This is a genomic window from Streptomyces sp. NPDC044044 (assembly GCF_056434405.1).
In genome coordinates this window covers 57915-79065 of sequence record NZ_JBWKFG010000010.1, presented here as the reverse complement: position 1 = coordinate 79065, position 21151 = coordinate 57915, and the positions used below count along the sequence as shown (strand labels likewise).

At 72.5% G+C, this 21151-nt stretch carries 19 protein-coding genes, 1 pseudogene and 1 riboswitch; of the genes and pseudogenes, 6 read left to right on the top strand and 14 right to left on the bottom strand.

Annotation, left to right across the window (positions count from 1 at the left end; translation table 11 throughout):
- The first annotated feature begins 186 nt into the window (after positions 1-186).
- On the top strand, positions 187-1125 hold the full coding sequence (locus AC07AG_RS33915) for an SCO1860 family LAETG-anchored protein (protein WP_478760082.1): 939 nt from the start codon (positions 187-189) through the stop codon (positions 1123-1125).
- A gap of 47 nt (positions 1126-1172) precedes the next feature.
- On the opposite strand, the gene cobC is transcribed toward AC07AG_RS33915, so the two are convergent.
- From cobC to AC07AG_RS33900, 3 genes and pseudogenes are all read right to left on the bottom strand, one after another.
- Positions 1173-2240: an Rv2231c family pyridoxal phosphate-dependent protein CobC gene (gene cobC / locus AC07AG_RS33910; protein ID WP_478760081.1), complete on the bottom strand. Its 1068-nt coding sequence runs from the start codon at positions 2238-2240 to the stop codon at positions 1173-1175.
- Positions 2224-3024 carry a sirohydrochlorin chelatase gene (locus AC07AG_RS33905; RefSeq protein WP_478760080.1) on the bottom strand — a complete coding sequence of 267 codons (801 nt, stop codon included), beginning with the start codon at positions 3022-3024 and terminating at the stop codon, positions 2224-2226. Before AC07AG_RS33905 ends, cobC begins: the two co-directional genes overlap by 17 nt.
- A gap of 146 nt (positions 3025-3170) precedes the next feature.
- Positions 3171-3542 (bottom strand): annotated as a pseudogene (locus AC07AG_RS33900) (cobalamin biosynthesis protein); the annotation flags it as partial.
- Positions 3543-3952: 410 nt separating this feature from the next.
- On the opposite strand from AC07AG_RS33900, the gene AC07AG_RS33895 reads away from it, so the two are divergent.
- Positions 3953-4684, top strand: a complete 732-nt coding sequence (locus AC07AG_RS33895) for a ZIP family metal transporter (protein ID WP_249590698.1) — start codon at positions 3953-3955, stop codon at positions 4682-4684.
- A 67-nt stretch (positions 4685-4751) separates the two neighbouring features.
- Here AC07AG_RS33895 and AC07AG_RS33890 read toward each other — a convergent pair whose 3' ends face one another.
- Genes AC07AG_RS33890 through AC07AG_RS33870 form a run of 5 tightly spaced genes read right to left on the bottom strand, consistent with a single transcriptional unit; the run spans position 4752 to position 11291 of the window.
- The gene (locus AC07AG_RS33890) at positions 4752-6122 is read right to left on the bottom strand and encodes a cobyrinate a,c-diamide synthase (protein WP_478760079.1); all 1371 of its coding nucleotides are present in this window, start codon (positions 6120-6122) and stop codon (positions 4752-4754) included.
- Positions 6116-6724, bottom strand: coding sequence for a cob(I)yrinic acid a,c-diamide adenosyltransferase (gene cobO, locus AC07AG_RS33885; RefSeq protein ID WP_478760077.1), 609 nt, complete (start codon positions 6722-6724; stop codon positions 6116-6118). The genes AC07AG_RS33890 and cobO overlap by 7 nt, the downstream gene beginning before the upstream one ends.
- Positions 6724-8793, bottom strand: a complete 2070-nt coding sequence (locus AC07AG_RS33880; RefSeq protein WP_478760075.1) for a putative cobaltochelatase — start codon at positions 8791-8793, stop codon at positions 6724-6726. The genes cobO and AC07AG_RS33880 overlap by 1 nt, the downstream gene beginning before the upstream one ends.
- A gap of 51 nt (positions 8794-8844) precedes the next feature.
- Positions 8845-10353: a cobyric acid synthase gene (locus tag AC07AG_RS33875; protein WP_478760073.1), complete on the bottom strand. Its 1509-nt coding sequence runs from the start codon at positions 10351-10353 to the stop codon at positions 8845-8847.
- Entirely contained in the window at positions 10350-11291 is a 942-nt protein-coding gene (locus AC07AG_RS33870; RefSeq protein WP_478760072.1) for a cobalamin biosynthesis protein, read from the bottom strand. The genes AC07AG_RS33875 and AC07AG_RS33870 overlap by 4 nt, the downstream gene beginning before the upstream one ends.
- 105 nt (positions 11292-11396) lie before the next feature.
- A riboswitch (cobalamin riboswitch) is annotated at positions 11397-11530 on the bottom strand.
- 245 nt (positions 11531-11775) lie between these two features.
- On the opposite strand from AC07AG_RS33870, the gene AC07AG_RS33865 reads away from it, so the two are divergent.
- Entirely contained in the window at positions 11776-11991 is a 216-nt protein-coding gene (locus AC07AG_RS33865) for a DUF397 domain-containing protein (RefSeq protein WP_478760071.1), read from the top strand.
- A gap of 237 nt (positions 11992-12228) precedes the next feature.
- On the opposite strand, the gene AC07AG_RS33860 is transcribed toward AC07AG_RS33865, so the two are convergent.
- The 5 genes from AC07AG_RS33860 to AC07AG_RS33840 form a co-directional block, all read right to left on the bottom strand.
- Positions 12229-12774, bottom strand: a complete 546-nt coding sequence (locus tag AC07AG_RS33860) for a hypothetical protein (protein ID WP_478760069.1) — start codon at positions 12772-12774, stop codon at positions 12229-12231.
- Between the two features lie 44 nt (positions 12775-12818).
- Positions 12819-13673: a helix-turn-helix domain-containing protein gene (locus AC07AG_RS33855; protein WP_478760067.1), complete on the bottom strand. Its 855-nt coding sequence runs from the start codon at positions 13671-13673 to the stop codon at positions 12819-12821.
- A gap of 225 nt (positions 13674-13898) precedes the next feature.
- Positions 13899-14147: a hypothetical protein gene (locus AC07AG_RS33850; RefSeq protein WP_478760066.1), complete on the bottom strand. Its 249-nt coding sequence runs from the start codon at positions 14145-14147 to the stop codon at positions 13899-13901.
- Positions 14148-14159: 12 nt separating this feature from the next.
- Positions 14160-15434 carry an inorganic phosphate transporter gene (locus AC07AG_RS33845; protein WP_478760064.1) on the bottom strand — a complete coding sequence of 425 codons (1275 nt, stop codon included), beginning with the start codon at positions 15432-15434 and terminating at the stop codon, positions 14160-14162.
- A gap of 191 nt (positions 15435-15625) precedes the next feature.
- Entirely contained in the window at positions 15626-16366 is a 741-nt protein-coding gene (locus AC07AG_RS33840) for a lysozyme (protein ID WP_478760062.1), read from the bottom strand.
- 213 nt (positions 16367-16579) lie between these two features.
- Here AC07AG_RS33840 and AC07AG_RS33835 point away from each other — a divergent pair, with 213 nt between their 5' ends.
- From AC07AG_RS33835 to AC07AG_RS33825, 3 genes are all read left to right on the top strand, one after another.
- The gene (locus AC07AG_RS33835) at positions 16580-17248 is read left to right on the top strand and encodes a class II aldolase/adducin family protein (protein ID WP_478760060.1); all 669 of its coding nucleotides are present in this window, start codon (positions 16580-16582) and stop codon (positions 17246-17248) included.
- 93 nt (positions 17249-17341) lie between these two features.
- The gene (locus AC07AG_RS33830) at positions 17342-18478 is read left to right on the top strand and encodes an alpha/beta hydrolase (protein WP_478760059.1); all 1137 of its coding nucleotides are present in this window, start codon (positions 17342-17344) and stop codon (positions 18476-18478) included.
- A gap of 88 nt (positions 18479-18566) precedes the next feature.
- Complete coding sequence (locus AC07AG_RS33825; RefSeq protein ID WP_478760058.1) at positions 18567-20039, top strand: hypothetical protein; 1473 nt, start codon at positions 18567-18569, stop codon at positions 20037-20039.
- 4 nt (positions 20040-20043) lie between these two features.
- On the opposite strand, the gene ypfJ is transcribed toward AC07AG_RS33825, so the two are convergent.
- Entirely contained in the window at positions 20044-20934 is an 891-nt protein-coding gene (gene ypfJ / locus AC07AG_RS33820; protein ID WP_478760056.1) for a KPN_02809 family neutral zinc metallopeptidase, read from the bottom strand.
- Positions 20935-21151 lie beyond the last annotated feature (217 nt).

Below are 21151 nucleotides of genomic sequence, written 5' to 3'. Positions count from 1 at the left end.
AAGATTCGAAAGCAGGGGCGGAAACCTCCCTTTGGAGTGAACTCACGCTTCGTCGCTGGCTATTCACTCTCAGTGCGTAAAGATTCCCCCTGTCGATGTTGCCGGTGTCGCGCTCTAGCGATGTCCCCATCCAGCGAAGCGCGACGCTTCCGGCGGCTCCGTAACTCTTGTGGGGGTTCCACCACCTTGAACAGCAATGCCTTTTTCCGCCTGCCCGCACGCCGCCTCGGTGTGATCGCCACCGCCACGGCCCTCGTCGCGGGACCCGCGGCGCTCGCCACCGCGGGCCCCGCGTCGGCGACCGGCGGCGACAAGGGCCGCGCGAACGCCGTCGTGCTGCGCACCGGGCTCGACGTGTCCCTGCTCAACAAGACCCTGAACGTCCCGCTCCGGGTCTCGCTCAACGAAGTGCAGGCACCGGCGAGCGCCGAGAAGACCGCGCTCACCGCCAAGCTGGACGGCGTCAACGGCGGCCAGGCGTTCAGCGTGCTGCGGGCGGACGTGGCCACCGCGAAGGCGACCGTCGAGGGCGGGAAGGCGGAGGGGTACAGCAACATCGCGCGGGCCAAGGTGCATGTGCCCGGCCTGCCCCTGCTGTCCCTGATCGAGGTCGAGCAGGTGACGTCCAAGGCGGTCTGCGCGGCGGGCAAGCGGCCGGTGGCCGAGGCGAATCTGCTGGGCGGCGTGACGGTGCTCGGCAAGAAGGTCACGCTGTCGGCGGGGGGCCCGACCCAGGTGACGGTGCCGGGGGTCGGAGAGGTGCGGCTCGACCTGTCGAAGACGCACACGACATCGCGTACGGCGGCGGCGTCCGCCCTGGAGCTGAAGGTGTCCGTGAACCCGCTGAAGCTGAACGTCGCGGAGGTGGAGGGGACGCTGACGCTTGCGGGCGCGTCGTGCGAGACGCCTGCGGCGGCCGCGAAGCCGGAGCCCTCGACCCCGGTGAAGCCGCAGGGGGGCGCGGGCAAGAAGCCGGTGGCCGCGAAGCCGGAGAAGCCCGCCGAGGCGAACCTCGCCGAGACCGGCGGGAATTCGGCCACTCCGTACCTGCTGGGTGGCGGGGTGCTGTTGCTCGCCGGGGGCGGGGCAGCGGTGGTCATGGCCCGCCGGGTGCGGAGGGGCTGACCCTCAGCCCCTCCGGCGTTCGAGGGCGGACTCCGCGGAGCCGGTGATCACCAGCCCTTCAGTGTCTCCCTCAACGCCCCCAGCAGCCGATCCGTCGTCCCCCGGTCCCGCACCGCCACCCGGAGCCACTCGTCCCCGAGGCCCGGGAACGTGTCCCCGCGCCGCAAGGCGAAGCCCCGCTCCCGCAGACGTTCGCGGAGAGCCGGGGCCCCGGGGGCCCGGAGCAGGATGAAGGAACCCTCTGCGTCCTCCACGGCCCGCACCCCGCTGGGGGCGAACTCCCTCAGCCCACGCAGGAGATGGGCCCGGTCGGCGGCGATCCGCAGCGCCGCAGCGGACGCCTCGGCCAGCGCCGCGGGCGTCACGCAGGCCTCGGCCGCCGCGAGGGCGGGGGACGACACCGGCCACAAGGGCTGCGCCGCTGCCAGCGCCTCGATCGTCTCCGGGTCGGACAGGACGTAACCGATCCGCAGCCCCGCGAGACCCCAGGTCTTGGTCAGGCTCCGCAGCACCACGAGGCCCGGTACGTCCGTACGGCCCGCCAGCGCCTCCCGCTCGCCGGGCACCGCGTCCATGAACGCCTCGTCCACCACCAACACCCGCCCGGGGCGGGCGAGTTCGGCGATCGAGGCGGCCGGGTGCAGGACCGACGTCGGGTTCGTCGGGTTGCCGATCACGACCAGGTCGGCGTCCTCCGGGACCCTCGCCCCCGCGAGGCGGAACCCGTCCTCCTCCCGGAGCAGGACCCGACCCACCATGTGCCCCGCGTCCCGCAGCGCCGCCTCGGGCTCGGTGAACTGCGGGTGCACCACCACGGGCTGACGCACCTTCAGGGCGCGCGCGAGGAGCACGAACGCCTCCGCCGCGCCCGACGTGAGCAGCACCCGCTCCGGCGCCACGCCGTGCCGGGCCGCCACCGCCGCCCGCGCCGCCCGGCCGTCCGGATAGGCGGCGAGGCCGTCGAGCGACGCGGCGATGTGCTGCTTCAGCCAGGCCGGCGGGGTGTCCGCGCGGACGTTCACCGCGAGGTCGGTGAGACCGGCGGCGCCCCGGACCTCGGCATCCCCGTGATGCCGCAGGTCGGGCCCGCCGTCCTGGTCAGTGCGCGGGTGCATGGGTGCCGTCACCGCCGGCCGCCTCCCGGTAGCGCTCCATGACGAGGTCGAGCAGCTCCTCCTCGGGACCGATCACATCCGCCGGGAGCACCTCGACCTCGGGGTGCGCCGCAGCCCAGCCCTCCGTCTGCTGGAGGAGCCGCTCCGGCAGGGTGCCGGTGAACAGGAAGTAGGGCAGGACCACGATCCGCCGCGCGCCCAGGAGCACGCAGCGGTCGAGGCCCGACGGCACGTCCGGCGCCGCGAGCGACACGAACGCCGTCTCCACACCCGCGTAACCGCGCCCCTCCCACAGCAGCCGGGCCGCCCTGTGCACCTCGGCGTTGGCCTCCGGGTCGGTCGAACCGGGGGCCACGAGCAGGACCGTGACGTTCGCGCGGTCCTGGGGCGAGCGGGCCGGGCCGCCGAGCGCCTCGTCCAGGCGGCGGCCGAGGACCTTCAGGAGTGAGGGGTGCGGGCCCAGGGGGCGGCCGCAGGTGTACGAGGTGCCGGGGTGGCGCTCCTCCTCGCGGGCGAGCGCCGCGGGGATGCCGCCTTGGCCGCCTTGGGTGTGCTCGGCGGGCACCAGCGTCAGCGGGACGGCCGCGAAACGTTTCGCGCCCTGTCCGACGAGGTCGGTGACCGCGTCGCCCAGCGGCGGGGGCGACGGTTCGACGAAGCCGCCGGCGACCGGGAGTCCGGGGTTGCGGCGGGCGAGCTCCTGCACGAAGTCCCGGAAGGCGGCCGCCCCGGCCTCGTCCCGGGTGCCGTGGCCGGCGATGAGCAGTGCGGGCGGGCTGGTCACTCGGACTCCTTGATTGCTGTGCCTGTTCCGTTCGGGCGCGGATTGGGGTGCTGATCCGGGCGCGGAATGGGGTGCGGATTCGGGTGCGAAATCGGGTTCGGATTTGGGTGCCCATGACGCTCGGACACGCGCGGCGCATCGTACGCGCGACGCACGACCGCGCAGGTCGCCATGGACGCACGGCCCTCCGGTGCCGACTTCCGCTTCGGCACGACGAGTTCACCGCCACCGTGCAGCAGTGCGGCGGCCTCCGCCACGGAGGGCGTACCCACCGCAAAGAGCGGTGCGGCGGAGGGGTTGGGTACGTCGACGGCGGCCAACTCACCGGCCGTGTACGTCACGACCGGCACCCCGAGCCGCGCCGCCGCCCCGACGACACCGGGTTCCGCGGCCTTCGTGTCGACGGTCGCCAACGCGGCCACGGAGGCCGGGGAGATCCCCGCGTCCCGGAGGGCGTCCTCGACGAGTCCGACGACTTCCTCGGCGGGCACCCCCTTGCCCGCACCGACACCCACCACGAAGTCCACCAGGACGTCCGCCACGAAGCCCACCCCGAAGTCCGCCACGAAGCCCTCCTCGTGCCCGCCGGGCCGGATGTCCAGTTCGGCGGGCCGGAACCGCTCGGCGAACGCCCGTACGATCCCGAAGAGCCCGGGGTCCCCGGAGTCGAGCGGGTCACGGACCACCCGGGCCGCACCAGACGGCAATCGGGCCGCATCGACGTGCCGCCTGGCCCCCACGACGAGCCCCACGACGACCCCCACGACGTGCCCCCCGGCACGCAACACGTCGCGGGCCGCGGCGTCGAGCGGCGCCCCCGTCCCCGTACCGGCGACAGTGATCATGATGTGGCCCCGGGCCCTTCGGCAGCGGCGGCGCGCCCGATGTGGATGTGCGCGGCAGGGGGTGAATCGGCTAGCAAGGGCGCATGGCGGTGTTCGTGGCGCTCGGCGCCTTTGTGATGACTCTGGTGGGCGGCTGGACGGCCCAGCGGGTCACTGACCGGCGCCACCTCGTCCTGGGGCTCGCGGGCGGTCTGATGCTCGGCGTGGTCGGCCTCGACCTGCTGCCGGAGGCGCTGGAGGCAGCGGGCGGCCCGGTCTTCGGCGTACCCGCCGCGCTGCTCCTGTTCGTCGCGGGCTTCCTCACCGCGCACCTGGTGGAGCACCTCCTCGCGGGGCGCCACGCGGCCCACGGGGCCGACGAGCACACGAACGGCCGAGTCCCGCAGGTGGGCCTCACGGCCGCCGCCGCGATGGTCGGCCACAGCGCCATGGATGGCGTCGCCATCGGGGCCGCCTTCCAGGTGGGCGGCGGCATGGGCGTCGCGGTGGCCGTCGCGGTCATCGCCCATGACTTCGCGGACGGCTTCAACACGTACACGCTCACCAGCCTGTACGGGAACGCCCGCCGCAAGGCCCTCGCGATGCTCTTCGCGGACGCGGTGGCCCCGGTGGCGGGGGCGGCGTCGACGCTCCTGTTCACCATTCCGGAGCAACTTCTCGGCGGATATCTCGGCTTCTTCGGCGGCGCGCTGCTCTACCTGGCCGCCGCGGAGATCCTGCCGGAGGCCCACCACGAGCACCCGGCGCGCTCGACGCTGCTGTGCACGGTGGCGGGGGCGGCCTTCATCTGGCTGGTGGTGGGCATCGCGGAGTGAGGCCACGGCGCGCACCGGGGTCACCACGCCACGTCCCGCGGCCCGGCCGCCACCGGCCGCCCCCTGCTCATCCCCGGCACCTCTCCACGAACCGCCGGGCCATACCGGGTTCGGCGGCCCAGTGCGTGTGCAGATAACTCGCGTGCACACCCTGCTGAACGAAGCCTTCGACGCGTCGTTCAGGGGAGTGCAGACCCCAGGCGGGAGCAGCCCCGGCGCCCGGTTCGACGACGGTGCGGTGGAACTCGTGCCCGCGCATCCGGGTCCCGACGGCCGCGAGCGGACTGTCGGACACGGCGACCGCCTCGCGATACCCGAGGGTGAGCCGCTCGGACATCCGCGAGCGGGCGTCGAGCACGCCGCACATGGGCTTTCCGTCCAACTCCCGGGTCAGGTAGAGCAGTCCGGCGCACTCGGCGGCGACGGGCGCACCGCTCAGGGCCAGCTCGGCGACGACTTTCCGCAGCGGTTCGTTGGCGGAGAGCTCGGGCGCGTACACCTCGGGGAACCCGCCGCCGATGATCAGCCCCGCGGTACCGGGCGGCAGTTCCTCGTCGTGCAGCGGGTCGAACGTCACGACGTCGGCGCCCGCGGCGGTGAGCAGCTCGGCGTGCTCGGCGTAGGAGAAGGAGAACGCGGCCCCGCCGGCCACGGCGACGACCGGCCGGGGCCCGGCGCCACCGCCCTGCAGCCCGTCCGGCGCTCCTTGCGCCTCCGCACCCGGATCCCACGCCTCACCGGTCATCGCGGGCGCACTGCGCGCCAGCGCGAGGATCGCTTCGAGGTCGCAGCCCTCCCGCACCCGGGAGGCGAGCGCGGCCACCGATTCGACGGCCTCGGCCTGCCGCTCCGCCACCGGGACGAGCCCCAGATGCCGCGAGGGAGCCCTGACCTGCTGCACCCGCCCCAGCGCGCCGAGGACCGGCACCCCGGACTCCTCCAGGGCGTCCCGCAGCAGCTCCTCGTGGCGCGCGGACCCCACCTTGTTGAGGATCACGCCCCCGATCCGCACCTGCGGGTCCCAGGACGCGAAGCCGTGCACCAGCGCGGCGACCGAGCGGGACTGGGAGGACGCGTCGACGACCAGGACCACCGGCGCCCTGAGCAGCTTCGACACATGCGCGGTGGAAGCCAGCTCACCCTGCCCGGAGGCCCCGTCGAACATCCCCATGACGCCCTCGACCACGGCGAGATCGCAGCCGCGGGCCCCGTGGTGGAACAAGGGCGCCACCATCCCGGGCCCGCACAGGTACGCGTCGAGATTGCGCCCGGGGCGCCCCGTGGCCAGCGCGTGATACCCGGGATCGATGTAGTCGGGCCCCACCTTGTGCGGGGACACCGCGAGCCCGGCCTCCGAGAACGCGGCCATCAGACCCGTGGCCACGGTCGTCTTGCCGCACCCGGAAGACGGCGCGGCAACGACAAGCCGAGCTACCACTCGATGCCCCTCTGGCCCTTCTGACCCGCGTCCATCGGATGCTTGACCTTGGACATGTCGGTGACGAGATCGGCGAACTCGACCAGGGCCTCGGGTGCGTAGCGCCCGGTGATGATGACGTGCTGGTGTCCGGGACGATTCCGGAGAACCTCGACCACCTCGTCCACGTCGATCCACCCCCAGTGCAGGAGATAGGCGAACTCGTCGAGGACGTACAGCTGGTACGTCTCGGCGGCGAGGTCACGCTTGACCTGCTCCCACCCCTCGCGGGCCTTGTCCTCATGGCTCGGCTCGCCCTCGGCGGGCGCGCGCTGGATCCACGACCAGCCCTCGCCCATCTTGTGCCAGTCGACAGGGCCGCCCTCGTCGCTCGCGCCGAGCACCTTCAGGGCGTTCTCCTCACCGACCTTCCACTTCGCCGACTTCACGAACTGGAAGACCCCGATGGGCCACCCCTGATTCCACGCCCGCAGCGCCATCCCGAACGCGGCGGTGGACTTCCCCTTGCCGATCCCGGTGTGCACCATCACCAGCGGACGGTTGCGCCGCTGACGCGTGGTGAGCCCGTCGTCCGGCACCACGTTCGGCTGTCCCTGAGGCATCAGGCCACGCTCCTCATACGAGTTCCAGTTACGTCCTTGACGAGCCCGGCGATGGACTCCGCCCGCAGTTCGTCCAGCGTCACGACGGTCCCGCCGAGCTCGCCCGCGAGCTGCCCGGCGAGCCCGAGCCGCACGTGCCCCGACTCGCAGTCGACGACCACGGAAGCGATCCCCGCGGCCCCGAAAAGCCGCGCGGCACGCCCCGCCCTGGCCACCGGCTCCACGCCTCCCGTGGCCCGCCCGTCCGTGACGACCACGACCAGGGGACGCCGCGCCGGGTCCCGCAGCCGCTCGACCCGCAGCACGTCGTGCGCCTTGAGCAGCCCGGCGGCGATCGGCGTACGCCCGCCCGTGGGCAGCGTCTCCAGGCGGGCGGCGGCCGCGTCGACGGACGAGGTGGGCGGCAGCGCCACCTCGGCGTCGGACCCCCGGAAGGTGACGAGCCCGACCTTGTCCCGCCGCTGGTAGGCGTCGAGCAGCAGCGAGAGCACCGCTCCCTTCACGGCACTCATCCGCTGCCGTGCGGCCATGGACCCGGAGGCGTCCACGACGAAGAGCACGAGGTTGCCCTCACGCCCCTCGCGGGTCGCCTGCCGCAGATCGTCCCGCCGCACGACGAGCCCCCGCCCCGAGCGCCCGCGCGCCCGCTGGTGCGGGGCCGCCGCCTGCACGGTGGCCGCCAGGTGCAGCTTGGTGAGCGCCCCTTGGGGCCGCCGGGCCCCGGTGGTCCGCCCGTGCTCGGTCCGCGCCCGGGAGCGCCGCCCCGCGGCGCCTTCCCCGAGGCCGGGCACCGTCAGCATCTTCGTGCGGAACGGCTCGGAGGCCTGCACGGGCCGCTGCTCACCGCCACCGGCCGGGGCCTGCGCGGGTACCTGTGCGGGGGAGGAGTCGTCGTCCTGCCCGGTCTGGCGGTCGTCGGCGGCGGGCGCGTCGGAAGCGTCGGACGTGTCAGGGGTGTCAGGGGCGTCGGGTCCGCCCTGGGGCGGCTGCCCGCCCCCGCCGGGGCCGTCGCCGTCGGGCTCGGGGTCGTCGTCCCCGCCGTCCCCCGCGTCGCTGCCGTCGTCGGCCTGCTCCAGCGTGTCGTCGAGCTTGTCCTCGTCGAGCCCCGGAGCGTCGAAGGGGTTGCGCCGGCGCCGGTGCGGAAGCGCGAGGAGAGCGGCCTGCCGCACGTCCTCGGCGAGTACGTCACTGCGCCCCGCCCAGGCGGCAAGCGCCGTCGCGGTACGCGCCATCACGATGTCCGCGCGCATCCCGTCGACCTCGAAGGCCGCACAGGTGGCGGCGATCTGCCGCAACGCCCCGTCGCCGAGCCGCACTTGGGGGAGCAACGCGCGCGCCGCGACGATCCGCTCCCGCAGCGCGGACTCGTCGTCGTGCCACCGCGCGGCGAAGCCCTCGGCGTCGTCGTCGTACGCGAGCCGCCGCCGGACGACCTCGACCCGCTGATCGGTCTCACGGGACGCGGCGACCTCGACGGTGAGCCCGAACCGGTCGAGCAACTGCGGGCGCAGTTCGCCCTCTTCGGGGTTCATGGTGCCCACGAGCAGGAACCGCGCGGCATGCCGCACGGACACGCCCTCACGCTCTACGTACGAGGCGCCCATGGCGGCGGCGTCGAGCAGCAGGTCGACCAAGTGGTCGTGCAGCAGGTTGACTTCGTCGACGTAGAGGATGCCGCGGTGGGCGTCGGCGAGCAGGCCGGGCTCGAAGGCCTTCACGCCCTCGGACAGAGCCCGCTCGATGTCGAGCGCACCGACGAGACGGTCCTCGGACGCGCCGACGGGCAGCTCGACCATCCGCGCGTCGCGCACGGCGGCCCCGCCGGCGTCGTGCGGCCCGTCGGGGCAGGCCGGGTCGGGTGCGGCCGGGTCGCAGGAGAAGCGGCATCCGGCGACGACGGGCACCTGCGGAAGCAGGGCGGAAAGGGCCCGCACGGCGGTGGACTTGGCGGTCCCCTTCTCCCCGCGCACGAGCACGCCGCCGACGGCGGGCGAGACGGCGTTGAGCAGCAGGGCGAGCCGCAGGTCGTCCTGCCCGACGAGAGCGGTGAACGGATAGGGGGTACTCACAAGGCCTCCATTACGTGATGCGGGGCGGGGCAGGGGACAGCGGCAGGAGGGTCATGAGGGCGCCCCCGGTGCGATGAAGGGGAGGCCGGGCGGGGCGCCGGTCTCGATCAGACGGAACAGGGCGTCCGTGTCCGCGTGTTCCTCGATGAGGTCACCGAGCAGGTCGAGCTGCTCCTCGCGCAGCGCGCCGAAGCTGGTGTCGGGCGCGGGCACGAAGCGGCGCCCCGCGGCCCGCGCGACCTCGGTGAGGAAGCGCCGCCGGAACGCGTCGCTCTCCAGCGACCCGTGCCAGTGCGTGCCCCACACCTCACCGACGCGGCAGCCGTCCAGGAAGGGCTCTCCGCCGAGGACTTGGGCGACGCCGTGATGGATCTCGTACCCCTCGACGGGTTCGCCGAGCGCCTCGCCGACCGGCCGCGCGAGGGTCTTCTCCCGCTCGAAGCGCACGCGCACGGGCAGCAGGCCGAGCCCGTCCACGGCTCCGGCCCGCGACTCGACGTCGTCCTCGATGTGCTCGCCGAGGACCTGGAAGCCGCCGCAGATCCCGAGCACGGGACGCCCCTCGGCGGCGCGCCGCGCGATGGCGTCCGCGAGGCCGCGCTCGCGCAGCCACTGAAGGGCGCGGACCGTCCCGCGCGTCCCCGGCACGACCACCAGATCGGCGTCGACGAGCTCGTCGGCCCGGTCCACGAACCGCACGACGACGCCGGGTTCGGCGGCCAGCGCGTCCACGTCCGTGAAGTTCGACATCAGCGGGACCGCACAGACGGCGACCCGCAGCACGTCCTCACCGACCGGGGGAGCGACGACGGACTCCCTGACGGCACCCCGCAGGGACACCCGCAGCCCGTCCTCCTCGTCGATGCCGAGGCCGTGCTGGAACGGCAGCACACCGAACGTACGCCGCCCGGTGAGTCCGAGAAGCATGTCGAGCCCGGGTTCGAGCAGCGAGACGTCGCCCCGGAACTTGTTGACGAGATACCCGGCGACCAACTCCTGGTCCTGGGCGCCGAGCAGCGCGGTCGTCCCGAAGAAGGAGGCGAAGACGCCACCGCGGTCGATGTCCCCCACCACGACCACGGGGAAGCGGGCGGCCCGCGCGATCCCCATGTTCACGATGTCCGTACGCCGCAGATTGATCTCGGCGGGGCTGCCCGCGCCTTCACAGATCACGGCGTCATAGCTGCCCCGAAGTTCCTCCAGGCATCCCACGACGGTGGACAGCAGCGCTTCCTGCCGCCCGCCGTGGTAGCCGCGCGCGGTCATCTCGCCCACGGGCTTGCCCATCAGGACGACCTGGCTGCTGCGGTCGCTGCCCGGCTTGAGCAGCACGGGGTTCATCAGCGCGCTCGGCTCGACCCGGGCGGCCTGCGCCTGCATGGCCTGGGCACGCCCGATCTCGGCACCCTCGCGCGTGACGAAGGAGTTGAGGGACATGTTCTGCGCCTTGAAGGGTGCGACGGACACCCCCTTGCGGGCCAGCCACCGGCAGATCCCGGCGGTGACGACGCTCTTCCCCGCATCCGACGTGGTCCCGGCGACGAGCAGTCCACCACTCATGAGGCCCTGCCTTTCCGTATCGTGCTCACGGCCGCGGCGACCCCCAGGGTCAGCAGCCCCACCCGCCGCGACAGCTTCACGGCCCGCTCGATGTCGGCGATTTCGACGCCCCGCCCCTCCCCGTTCAGGACGGGCCGGTGCTCGACACGCCCCGCGTACGAGAGAGTCCCCCCGAGCCGTACGCCCAACGCCCCGGCGAAGGCGGCCTCCACGGGCCCCGCGTTGGGGCTCGGGTGCTTGGCGGCATCGTCACGCCAGGCCCGCAGCGCACCGCGCGGCGAGTCCCCGGCGGCAGCCGCGAGCACGGCGGTGAGCCGGGCACCCGGCCATCCCAGTACGTCGTCAAGGCGGGCGGAAGCCCATCCGTAGCGCCGGTACTGCGCGGACTTGTGCCCGACCATGGCGTCGAGCGTGTTCACGGCCCGGAAGCCGACAAGCCCCGGGACCCCGCCAAGAGCCCCCCACACCAAGGCCCCCACCACCGCGTCGGAGGTGTTCTCGGCGACGGACTCGACCACGGCACGCGCGATGCCGTCGGCATCCAGCGCCTGCGGATCTCGCCCGCACAGATGCGGCAGCCGCTCCCGCGCCACCTCGACGTCCCCGGCGGCGAGCGCCCCGCCGATGGCCCGCGCCTCACGCCCGAGGGAGGTGCCGCCGACCACGGCCCAGGTGGTGGCGGCGGTCAGCGCGACGGAGGCGGCGCGGGAATCACGTACGAGAGAGGAGACCAGGGCGGCGGCACCGGCCGCACCCCCGGCGCACACCACGGCGTGCAGGGCGCCCCACCCGCGGTGGTCACGCCACAGCACACGCTCGACGACGCCGGCGGCCCGCCCGAACGCGGCGACCGGGTGCCCGCGACGAGGATCGCCGAGGAACAGATCACCGAGGAGGCCGGCGGCGGCGCCGTACGCGAAGTCGCGATCGGCACGCACGGGTTCAGCCGGCCGGTACGTGGAGGGGAACAGACAGGGGCACAGGAACCGGCAACGGGCGGCCGCGCATGGCGATATGTCCTCACTCAGGGTGTCCGCGCCCTGGTTCGACGTGACCGGCGGGGAGAGTTCCTGGCTTCCGAGGAGTCCGCTCCTCGATGACAGTGGCGGGACCGCGCCGGATTCGCACCGGCTTCCTCTCCTGCCGCCGTAATGGCTCCGGCAGTCCACCACGCCCGCGAACGCCCGTCAACTTGCCGTTGACCTGGGACGGGAGAGTGTGCCGAGGCACACATGAGGCCGGTTTTTCCCTAGGCCTGGAAATTGAACTTTCCTAGACTGGAACGCGACAACCGGAGAGCGGTCCACGAGTGATTTGGTCCGGGTCGTTACGTGGTGTGGTGGTTCTCGGCGGACCTGTCGGCCCTCCGAGATCACGGCGCTATCGTGCGGGACGCCGGTTCTCCGGTAGGGGGAGGTCGGCGTGGCCAATGAGAAGTCGTCGGGACGGCTGTGGCGCAGGAGCAGCTTCAGCGGGTACTCCGGAGACTGCGTCGAAGTCGCCTTCGTGCGGGAGACGGTGTTCGTCCGTGATGCGCAGAACCCCTCGGGGCCGTGCGTCGTCTTCTCCGGTGAGCACTGGCAGGCGTTCCTGAACGCTCTTGTCGGCGACGGGGGAGAGGGAGGGGGGACAGGATGACCGAGCATCATCTCGCCGAAGTGCGGCACCTGGTGAGAGGCGGGCACGGGGGGAAGCGCGGGACATCGGGGACCGTCGTGGTCGTGGCGGGGTGCGTGCTGCTCGGCGCGGCTGCCGCCCTCGTCGGTGCGGCGGCTTCTCTCCTGGTCGAGGGCACGGCCGCCCGGCTGGCCGTCTGGGCCTTCGCGGCCATGGCGGCCGCTGTGTCCATGGGGCTCTGGTGGGGCTCGGCGGAGTTCAGGCAGGATCATCGGCCTCGGCCCTGGGCTCGGGCCGCTGGGCGGGAACCACAGCACGGCGGTCGTCGCTGAGCGTGGGCGTCGCCCCTGCCTGCGAGATCAGCTGGGTGAGCTGGCGGCTCAGCGCGACCACGGGCGCCGAGAAGACGGCGATCACCGGGCCGACCGTCCAGAAGCCCGTCATGCCGACGCTGCTCAGGACGACGAGCACTCCGGTGAGCGTCAGGACCAGAACGAGTATGCAGCCGGTGCAGTAGACGATCCTCGTCGTGAACGTCCGGAGACTGTCGTCCGTGCGATGGCGGTCCAGCGTGTCCATCCGGTCCGTGCGGCCCTGGTCGGCCATCGCCTCGCGGACGAGCTGGTTGTAGGTGGGGCCGTCGGCCGGTGTCGGTCCGGGAGAGGTGTCGACGGTGGCATCGGAGGCCGGGCCGGTGGAGGCCCCACCGCCACCTTGCGCACCACCCGAACCACCGCTTCGCCACGGCGCCTGCCCGATGGCCGTGAGGACCCCGTGCCACCACTCTCGCAACGCGGCTGGCATGTTGAGGCCTCCTCGCTCCTCACGGACTCCTTGGGCCCGAGAGGTCAGCTGCTGTCAATGCCGTCCCTGACCTGACGGATCAGGTCGAGGGCCTTCTCTCCGTCGTGCGCGGTCTCGCGGAGGGACTCGAAGCACTCCTGGTGACGCACGATCAGCTCGTGGTCGTCACGGATCGACTGGTTTCCCTGTGCTTCGAGGTAGAGCAGGTCCTCGTCGTCCAGGAAGCCGAGCAGGATGAAGCTGCTCAGGGTGGAGTAGTGGGCGCCTGCCGTGAACGGCAGCACCTGGAGGGACACCTTCGGGCGCTCCGAGATGTCGATGAGGCGCTGCAGTTGGGCGCGCTGTACGCGTGGTCCGCCGACCTGCCGGTGCAGCGCGGCCTCGTCGACGACGAAGAACGTCCACGGCGGGTTCTCACCCTCCAGGGCGCGCTCCTGGCGTGCCGTCCGCAGTTCCACGATCTTCCGCGCCTGCGCCTCGTCCAGACGCGGGGTGAGGAGCGCCATCGCGTATTCGTCCGTCTGCAGAAGGCCGGGCACGATGATCGGGTTGTACGTGCGAAAGGATGCGGCGGCGCTCTCGTACCCCAGGTACTGACTGAACTGCGGCCCGATGACGTCGTTGTACCTGGCCCACCAGCTCGGCCCCTTGGAGCCGCGGGCGGCTGCTTCGAGCTCTGCGCCCAGTTCCTGGTCCGTCACGCCGTACTGCTGGAGAAGGGCGCGCAGATCGGTCACGGAGAGGCTGACCGTGCCCTGCTCGATCCTCATGATCTTGGACAGTGACCAGTCGAGGGCTTGGGCGGCTTGGCCCTGTGACTGCTCCGTGGCCTCGCGGGCCTTGCGGAGTGCGATGCGCAGCCTGCGGCGATTCAGGCTCGGGTCGACATCCCTCGACATGGTGGCTCCTCGCTGTCGTGATGGCTGCTGATTCAATGACATAGGGCTGAGAGCCATATGTGCAGCCGACGCTAGCAGACAGCTTAGTAGCAGTATGCCATATGTCACTTCGCTGCATCGCATGTCCTCGTTCGGGTGAATGAGGGGTGTCCGGACACGTGAAAGCCGGGTGGGACGCACCCATGAGGTGCGTCCCACCCGGCTCTTGTGAGGCGGTGGTCGTCGTCAGGCGACGATCAGGTAAATCCCGTACGCCACGGCCGCCGCGCAGAGCGCGAAGCACACGTACGCGCCCGTGCGTGCCGCCGCGGGAGGGCCGCCGGCGGAGGTCGTGGAGGCGGTGGCGCCGGTTGTCGCCGCCGCCTCGCGCTTGGAGAGGCCGACGATGCCGAGGGTGAAGAGGCCCACCAGGGCCACCGTCACCCCGAGGCTGACTCCGAATACGGAGCCGAGAGCTGCCCAGTCGATGTTCATGGTCAGTTGTCCTTACACCGTGGCGGGCCGGGCGGGATCCGCCACGGTGCCGGTCGGGGCCGGGATGGTGGCCTTGACGAGGTCGATGTCCGAGGCCGTCACGGCCGAACCGGTGGGCGGCGGGGAGACGGCGGCCATCGCGGTGGTCACGACACCGGCGGGCTCGGCTTCCGAGGAGCCGCGGATCTCGTCGTCGGCGACGTTCGTGTGGTCGACGGCGTTGCGCCGGGACAGCACCCAGATGACGGCGGATCCGCCGATGAGGAGCGCGGCGGTCGCCGCGACGCCCCAGGGGCCCTGCTTGGTGAGGAACTCCGCGCCCGCGCCGACCAGGCCCGCGGCCGGGAGCGTCAGGCCCCAGGCGACGAACATGCGGGTCGCCGTGGACCAGCGGACCACGCCGCCCTTGCGGCCGAGGCCCGCGCCCATCACGGCGCCCGAGCAGACCTGGGTGGTGGAGAGCGAGAAGCCGATGTGCGAGGAGGCGAGGATCGCGGTCGCGGCGCTGGTCTGGGCGGCGAAGCCCTGCTGCGGCGCGAGGTCCGTGAGGCCCTTGCCCATGGTGCGGATGATCCGCCAGCCGCCGAGGTAGGTGCCGAGCGCGATGGCGACACCGGCCGAGACGATGACCCACATCGGGGGGTTGGCGCCCGGGTTCAGGACGCCGCCGGTGATCAGGGCCAGCGTGATGATGCCCATGGTCTTCTGCGCGTCGTTCGTGCCGTGCGCGAGCGAGACGAGGCCCGCGGAGGCGATCTGACCGGTGCGGTAGCCCTTGGCGGTCGCCTTGGTGTCGGTGTTGCGCCCGATGCGGTACGTCAGGCGCGTGGCGAGCGTCGCGGCGATGCCGGCCACGAGGGGCGCGGCGATCGCGGGGATCAGGATCTTGGTGACGACGGTGCCGCCGTTGATCGACGACCAGCCCATCGACATGACCGCGGCGCCGATCAGGCCGCCGAAGAGTGCGTGGGAGGAACTGGAGGGCAGGCCCACCAGCCAGGTCAGGAGATTCCAGAGGATCGCGCCGACCAGGGCCGCGAAGATCACCTCTGTCTTCAGTCCGTCCTCGTTGACGATCCCGCCGGAGATCGTCTTGGCGACCTCGACAGACAGGAAGGCGCCGACGAGATTCAGCACGGCGGACATGGCCACCGCCGTCTTGGGCTTGAGAGCGCCAGTCGAGATGGTGGTTGCCATCGCGTTGGCCGTGTCGTGGAAACCGTTCGTGAAGTCGAACACGAGAGCGGTAACGATCACGATCCCGAGGAGAAGCGTGATGTGTTCCATTTACCCAGGCTTCTGTTGGACGTCAGTGGCAAGTGGAACGTAGGCAACCAGGGTGAACGGAAAGTGAACTGGGCCGGGCCGTGCGGTGACCCAATCCGGGGCACCACCGCTCCGGTTCCGTCATGGCCCTGACGAAGATCGCCCGGAGGGGCGGTGCGAGGCCCGGAATCCGGGCTTCCAAGGGTGCCCGACTATCCCCGGGCGAAGCTCTTCAGCTGGTTCGGCGAGCCGTTGAAGAGATTCTGATCACCCGGCAGTGCGCCGCTGTTGTCGTACTGCCAGATCGTCAGGTACGACCACCCCTTGGGCAGCGCCCCCGGCGTCGACGACCAGCGTGCGAGCCACAGCGCGTGATTCGATCCGAAGGCGCGGCTGCCGCCCGTGCAGTCGTTCCACCACTTGGTGGTCGTGTAGATCACGGGGCGCCGCCCCGTCTGCCGCTTGACCTCGTCGCTGAAGGACTTGATCCAGCTGACCATGCCGGTGTTGCTGACGCCGTAGCACTTCCGTGAGCTGTACGGATTGTGCTCGATGTCCAGCGCGGGCGGCAGCGTCCAGCCGTCCGCCCGCCACCGTCCGCCATGGTTCATGAAGTACGCGGCCTGCTTCTTGCCGGACGACTTGCTCGGCACGGCGAAGTGGTACGCGCCGCGGATGATGCCCGCGCTGCGGGAGCCGTTGTACTGCTGGGCGAAGTGGGGATTGCGGTACGTGTGGGACTCGGTGGCCTTGACGTAGACGAAGCGTGCGCCCTTGCTCTTCGCCTTCTGCCAGTCGACGTCCTTCTGGTGCGACGAGACGTCGTGCCCCCTCGGCTGGCCCGCCGCGGAAACCGGAATCCCGGAGAGGGCGGTTCCCCCTAGGGCCAGAGCCGCTGCCGAGGCCGCGATGACGTGAGTGCGGCGACGGGACGTTCTGGGGTCACGAGCCATATTTCCCCCCGGATGGCGACGTGCGGGACAAATCCCCCGGAGAGTACTGGAAGATCGTTGAATGTCGGTCGACCGCAAGCCATTCGGGTGTGAGGGTGTTTTGCCGCCCTTCGCGGCATTGCGGACTCCGATCCGGACGCCAAGCCGGACTCCGATCCGGACTCCGGGGCTCCGCACGGCGGTGCCGCGGCCCGCGGCTGGCAGGATCACGGCATGACGGAGCAGCGGGGCGAAGACCGGCAGGACGCGATGGAGCGGGCGTGGGGCGAGCTGGTGGCGGCGGCCCGCAGGACGGTGGCGGACGGCCTGGTGGTCGGTACATCGGGCAATGTCTCGGTGCGCGTCGGTGACACGATCCTCGTCACCCCCAGCGGAGTGCCCTACGACCGTCTGAGACCGCAGGACGCGGTCGGCGTCGACGCGGAAGGCCGTCAGCTCTTCGGCGATCTCGCCCCGACGAGCGAACTGCCCATGCACCTGGCCGTCTACCGCACCACGGACGCCGGAGCCGTCGTCCACACCCACGCGGTGCACGCCACCGCGGTCTCCACGCTCGTCCCGGAGCTGCCGCCCATCCACTACATGGCGGCCGCACTCGGCGGCCCGGCCCGGGTCGCCCGGTACGCGCCGTACGGCTCCGACGAGTTGGCCGAGAACATGCTCCGGGCCCTCAGGGAGCGCACAGGCTGCCTGCTGCAGAACCACGGAACCATCACCTACGGAGACACTCTGGACCAGGCGTACGACCGCACGGCGCAGCTGGAATGGATGTCCCGCCTCTGGCTGACGGCGAGCGCGATCCCGGGGCACGCCCCCACGCTCCTGTCCGCCGGCCAGCTGAGGGAAGCGGAGGACAGGCTGCGGGGCTACGGCCAAGGCTGACGGCCCCCGGCGCGCGGGCCCGTGGCGGAAGTGACATCACCCCGCGGGCCCCGCCCACTGGCCGTGGGCACCCGGCGGCCCGACACTGGGCAGGTGCGCCCAGCCAAAGCGACGGCAACGGCCGTCACCGCCGTCACGACCGCCCTCCTGGGCGGCGCAGCCGCCGTCGCCGCGGGCCGGTTCGCCAGCAACGCGGCCCTGAAGGCGCCGTCGGGCCGCCCGCTGCCGACCGAGCCCCGCCTCACGGTCCACTCCACGGCCGCGGGCCAGATCACCCTGACCCGCGCCCTCGCCAGCCTGCGCCCCGGCACGTACGGCCTCAGCGGCAACGGCAGCCATGCGGTGATCGGGCCCGTCCTGGACACCGCGCCGCACGCGGCGGACACCGTCGTACGCCGCCTGGAGCGCGTCACACACGGCTCCCTCGACCCAGGCGACAAGGTCTGGCTCACCCCGCAGGTCCACATCGGCGACCCGCACGCGGCGCTGGACATCGACCACGCTGACGTGGACATCCCCGGCGAACTCGGCGGTCTGCCCGCCTGGTTCGTGCCGGGGGTCCGCGACACCTGGGTGATCACCGTGCACGGCCTCGGCACGACCCGCGAGCACCCCATGGTCGTCATGGACTTCCTGCACCGCCAGCAGTTCCCGGTGCTCGACCTCGCCTACCGCGGCGATCTCGGCGCGCCCCGCTCCCCGGACGGCCTCGGCCACCTCGGCGAGACCGAGTGGCGCGACCTGGACGCGGCCATCCGCTACGCCGTGCGCTACGGCGCCCGGAACGTGATCCTGCACGGCTGGTCCACCGGCGCGGCCATGGCCCTGCACGCCGCCGCGTACTCGGCCCTGCGCGAGAGGATCAGCGGACTCGTCCTCGACTCCCCGGTGCTGAACTGGGAGACCACCCTGCGGGCGCTCGCCGCGGCCCGGCGCACGCCGGGGCCCCTCCTGCCGCTCGCGGTGCGTGCCGCCCAGGGGCGTACGGGCCTGCGCGGCGACCGCATCCTGGAGGCCGCCGACCCCGAGGTGCTCAAGGTCCCCACGCTCCTCTTCCACGGCCCCGACGACGTGATCGCCCCTTGGGCGCTTTCCCGTCAACTGGCCGAGCGGCGGCCGGAACTGGTCACTCTCCACACCGTTCCGGATGCGCCCCACGGGGCCATGTGGAACGCCGACCCCGCGGGCTATGAAGAGGCGCTGCGGCGCTTCCTCACGCCTCTGATGTAGCGGGCCACAGCCTTCCGACGTAGCGCTCCGGAGCCTCGCGAAGGCATTCCGTTTGGGTTTTCGGACCGTCAACAGGAAGACTGCTCCCGTGACGTCCCGTATCCCGCGCGACTCAAGGCTCCGACTCGTCCGCGCTCAGTCCCCCAGGGCCGAGAGGCGAGCGGGGGTGGAGCGCGGCACAGCGCGACCCCTGACCGCCCCCGGCGCAGTGACGCAGCAGCGTGCGCGCCGTCCCGCGCCCCGGCCCCCCGAGGGCACACCCGCCCCCGGAGAGCTGGCCCGGATGGCGCGCAAAGGCCTCGCCGACGCCGTGAAGGTCGCCCGCTGGGCCGACACGTCCCTGCGTCCGGGACGCGGCCGCGCGGGAGCGTCCGGCGCGGACGCCGGAGCGCCCGACGCCAAAGGCGGCCGGGGAACACTCTCCGCCGAGACCGCCGAACGGGCCGCCGCGGAACTCGCGCTGACCCCGGATCAGGTCCGCGCCGACTGGGACACCGCACGCCTGGCCGGCCTCATCGAGGTGCACGGCGACAGCGCGCGCCCCGGCTGGCGGCTGCGCGCCTGGGACCGTGACGACGCCGCCGTGCTGCGCGGCTGGGTCGCCCTCTTCGACGCCTGGTCGCTCACGCACGCGGCATCGCGCGAACTGGCCCCCGCCACCGTGGCCGAGACCGTCGAGGCCATGCCGCAGCTCCTCACCCTGCTGCAGCTCTCCGCGGGCCCCGTGCCCGTGGCGCAGCTCCTGGACCTCCTCGACCAGCGCGTCACGGAACTGCGCACGGAACGCTGCGAGATCCCCTACGGCCCGCAGCCCGAGCCGGTGGACCCGGCCGAAACCCCGTCCCTGGCCACCCTCCTCGACTGGGCGCTGCGCGGCCTCGCCGCCGTCGGCGCGCTGACGTACGCGGACGGGCAGGCCACGCTCACGCCGCTCGGCAGCTGGGCGGTCTGGGTCAAGCTGGAGCAGATCTGCGTGGCCGCGCAGAGCCCGGCAGGGAACATCGAGCAGTCCGCCGACGACATGCTCCGCGGCTGCGCACGGCTGCGCCCGAACGCGGCCCGCTCCGAGTACCGCGCCTGGCTCGCCGCCCGCCCCGTGGGCAGCGCCGTCACCGAGCTCCTGGACGCGGCCCGCGGCGAGGACGCCCTCCTGCGCGGCCTCGCCTTCGAGGCCCTGCGGGTGGTCGGCGCCCCGGCCGAGGCGGAGGTGCGGGCCGTCGTGGACGAGACCTCGCTGCGGCCCTACGCCCTCATCTGGCTCGCGGAGCAGGAGGGCGCCGACCCCGAGGACGTCCACCTCGTCCTGACGCGGGACGAGTCGACGTGGCTGTGGGTCGACACCGCCGCGGCGGTCGCCGACCACGGGGAGACCCATCTCCTCATCCGCCACCTGGAGTCCGCGGTGCAGCCCACGGTGCCCGCGCTCCTCGACGAGGTCCGCCGCATCGGCCACCCCCGCACCGTCCAGGTCCTGGTCGCCCTCGCCGCGGCCCACCCCGACCCGGCGCTGGCCAAGGCCGTGCGCCGTGCGGCCTTCCAGGTGCACACCGGAGGGGTGTAGCACCTCACCGGAAGGTGTTGCACTGCCCCATGTCGCCGGTGCGGTAGCCCTGGTAGAACCACTGCTGCCGCTGCTCGGCCGAGCCGTGCGTCCAGGACTCCGGGGTGACCCGGCCCTGGAACTTCTCCTGGATGCGGTCGTCGCCGACCGCGGCCGCCGCGTCCAGGCCCTCGCGGATGTCCGCGTCGTCCAGGCTGGTGATCAGCGGCTTGCCCGTCTTGTCGTCGGGGGTGCGGGTCGCGTGCCGCGCCCAGACGCCCGCGTAGCAGTCGGCCTGCAGCTCGACCTTGACGGCGTTGCTGTTCTGTCCCGTACGCCCGTCCTGGGCGCGCTGCAGCGTCCCCATCAGGTTCTGCACGTGGTGCCCGTACTCGTGCGCCACGACGTACGCCTGCGCGAACGGGCCGCCGCTGGAGCCGAACTTCGTCCGCAGCTCCTCGAAGAAGCCCAGGTCCAGATAGACCTTCCGGTCGCCGGGGCAGTAGAACGGGCCGACCGCCGACGTTGCGGCGCCGCACGCCGTGCCCACCCGGCTGGTGAACAGGACGGTCGGGGCGGGGGAGTAGCTCGCCTGCCTGAGCCGGAACTCCGCGCGCCAGTAGTCCTGCACGCTGTTGACCACCGCCACGATGCGGCAGTCCTCCTTGGTGTTCGCGTCCTGTCCCGTACGGCAGCTCTGCTGCACCTGCGCGAGGGACGATGAGGTGGCGGCGGGCTCCTCGTTGCCGGACGAGAGGCCGAGCTGGTCCGGGCCGACCCCGAAGAACAGCCCCAGGAGCAGCGCGATCAGGCCCGCGATGCCGCCGCCGACCGTCGCCTTGCCGCCGGGAATCCGGCTGCCCCGCACATCCTGTACCTCGGACGTGTCCAGATCGGCGTCGTCGTCGAACTGCATGGGCGCACCACCCTCTGCCTCGCATCCGGGGCGGAGTGTGGCCGCCCTGTGCCGAGATGTCGGCGCCTTCATCCTGATATGCCCCACCCCGCGCGGCGCCGGACGGGGGTCCGAACGGGGGACCCTCGCCGAACGGCGCGCCGTGTCGCGGCCGCCGCCCGGGGCCGCACGGTGACGCCGCCGCTACGCTCTGCGCCTGTTCGTGGGCAGCGGTACC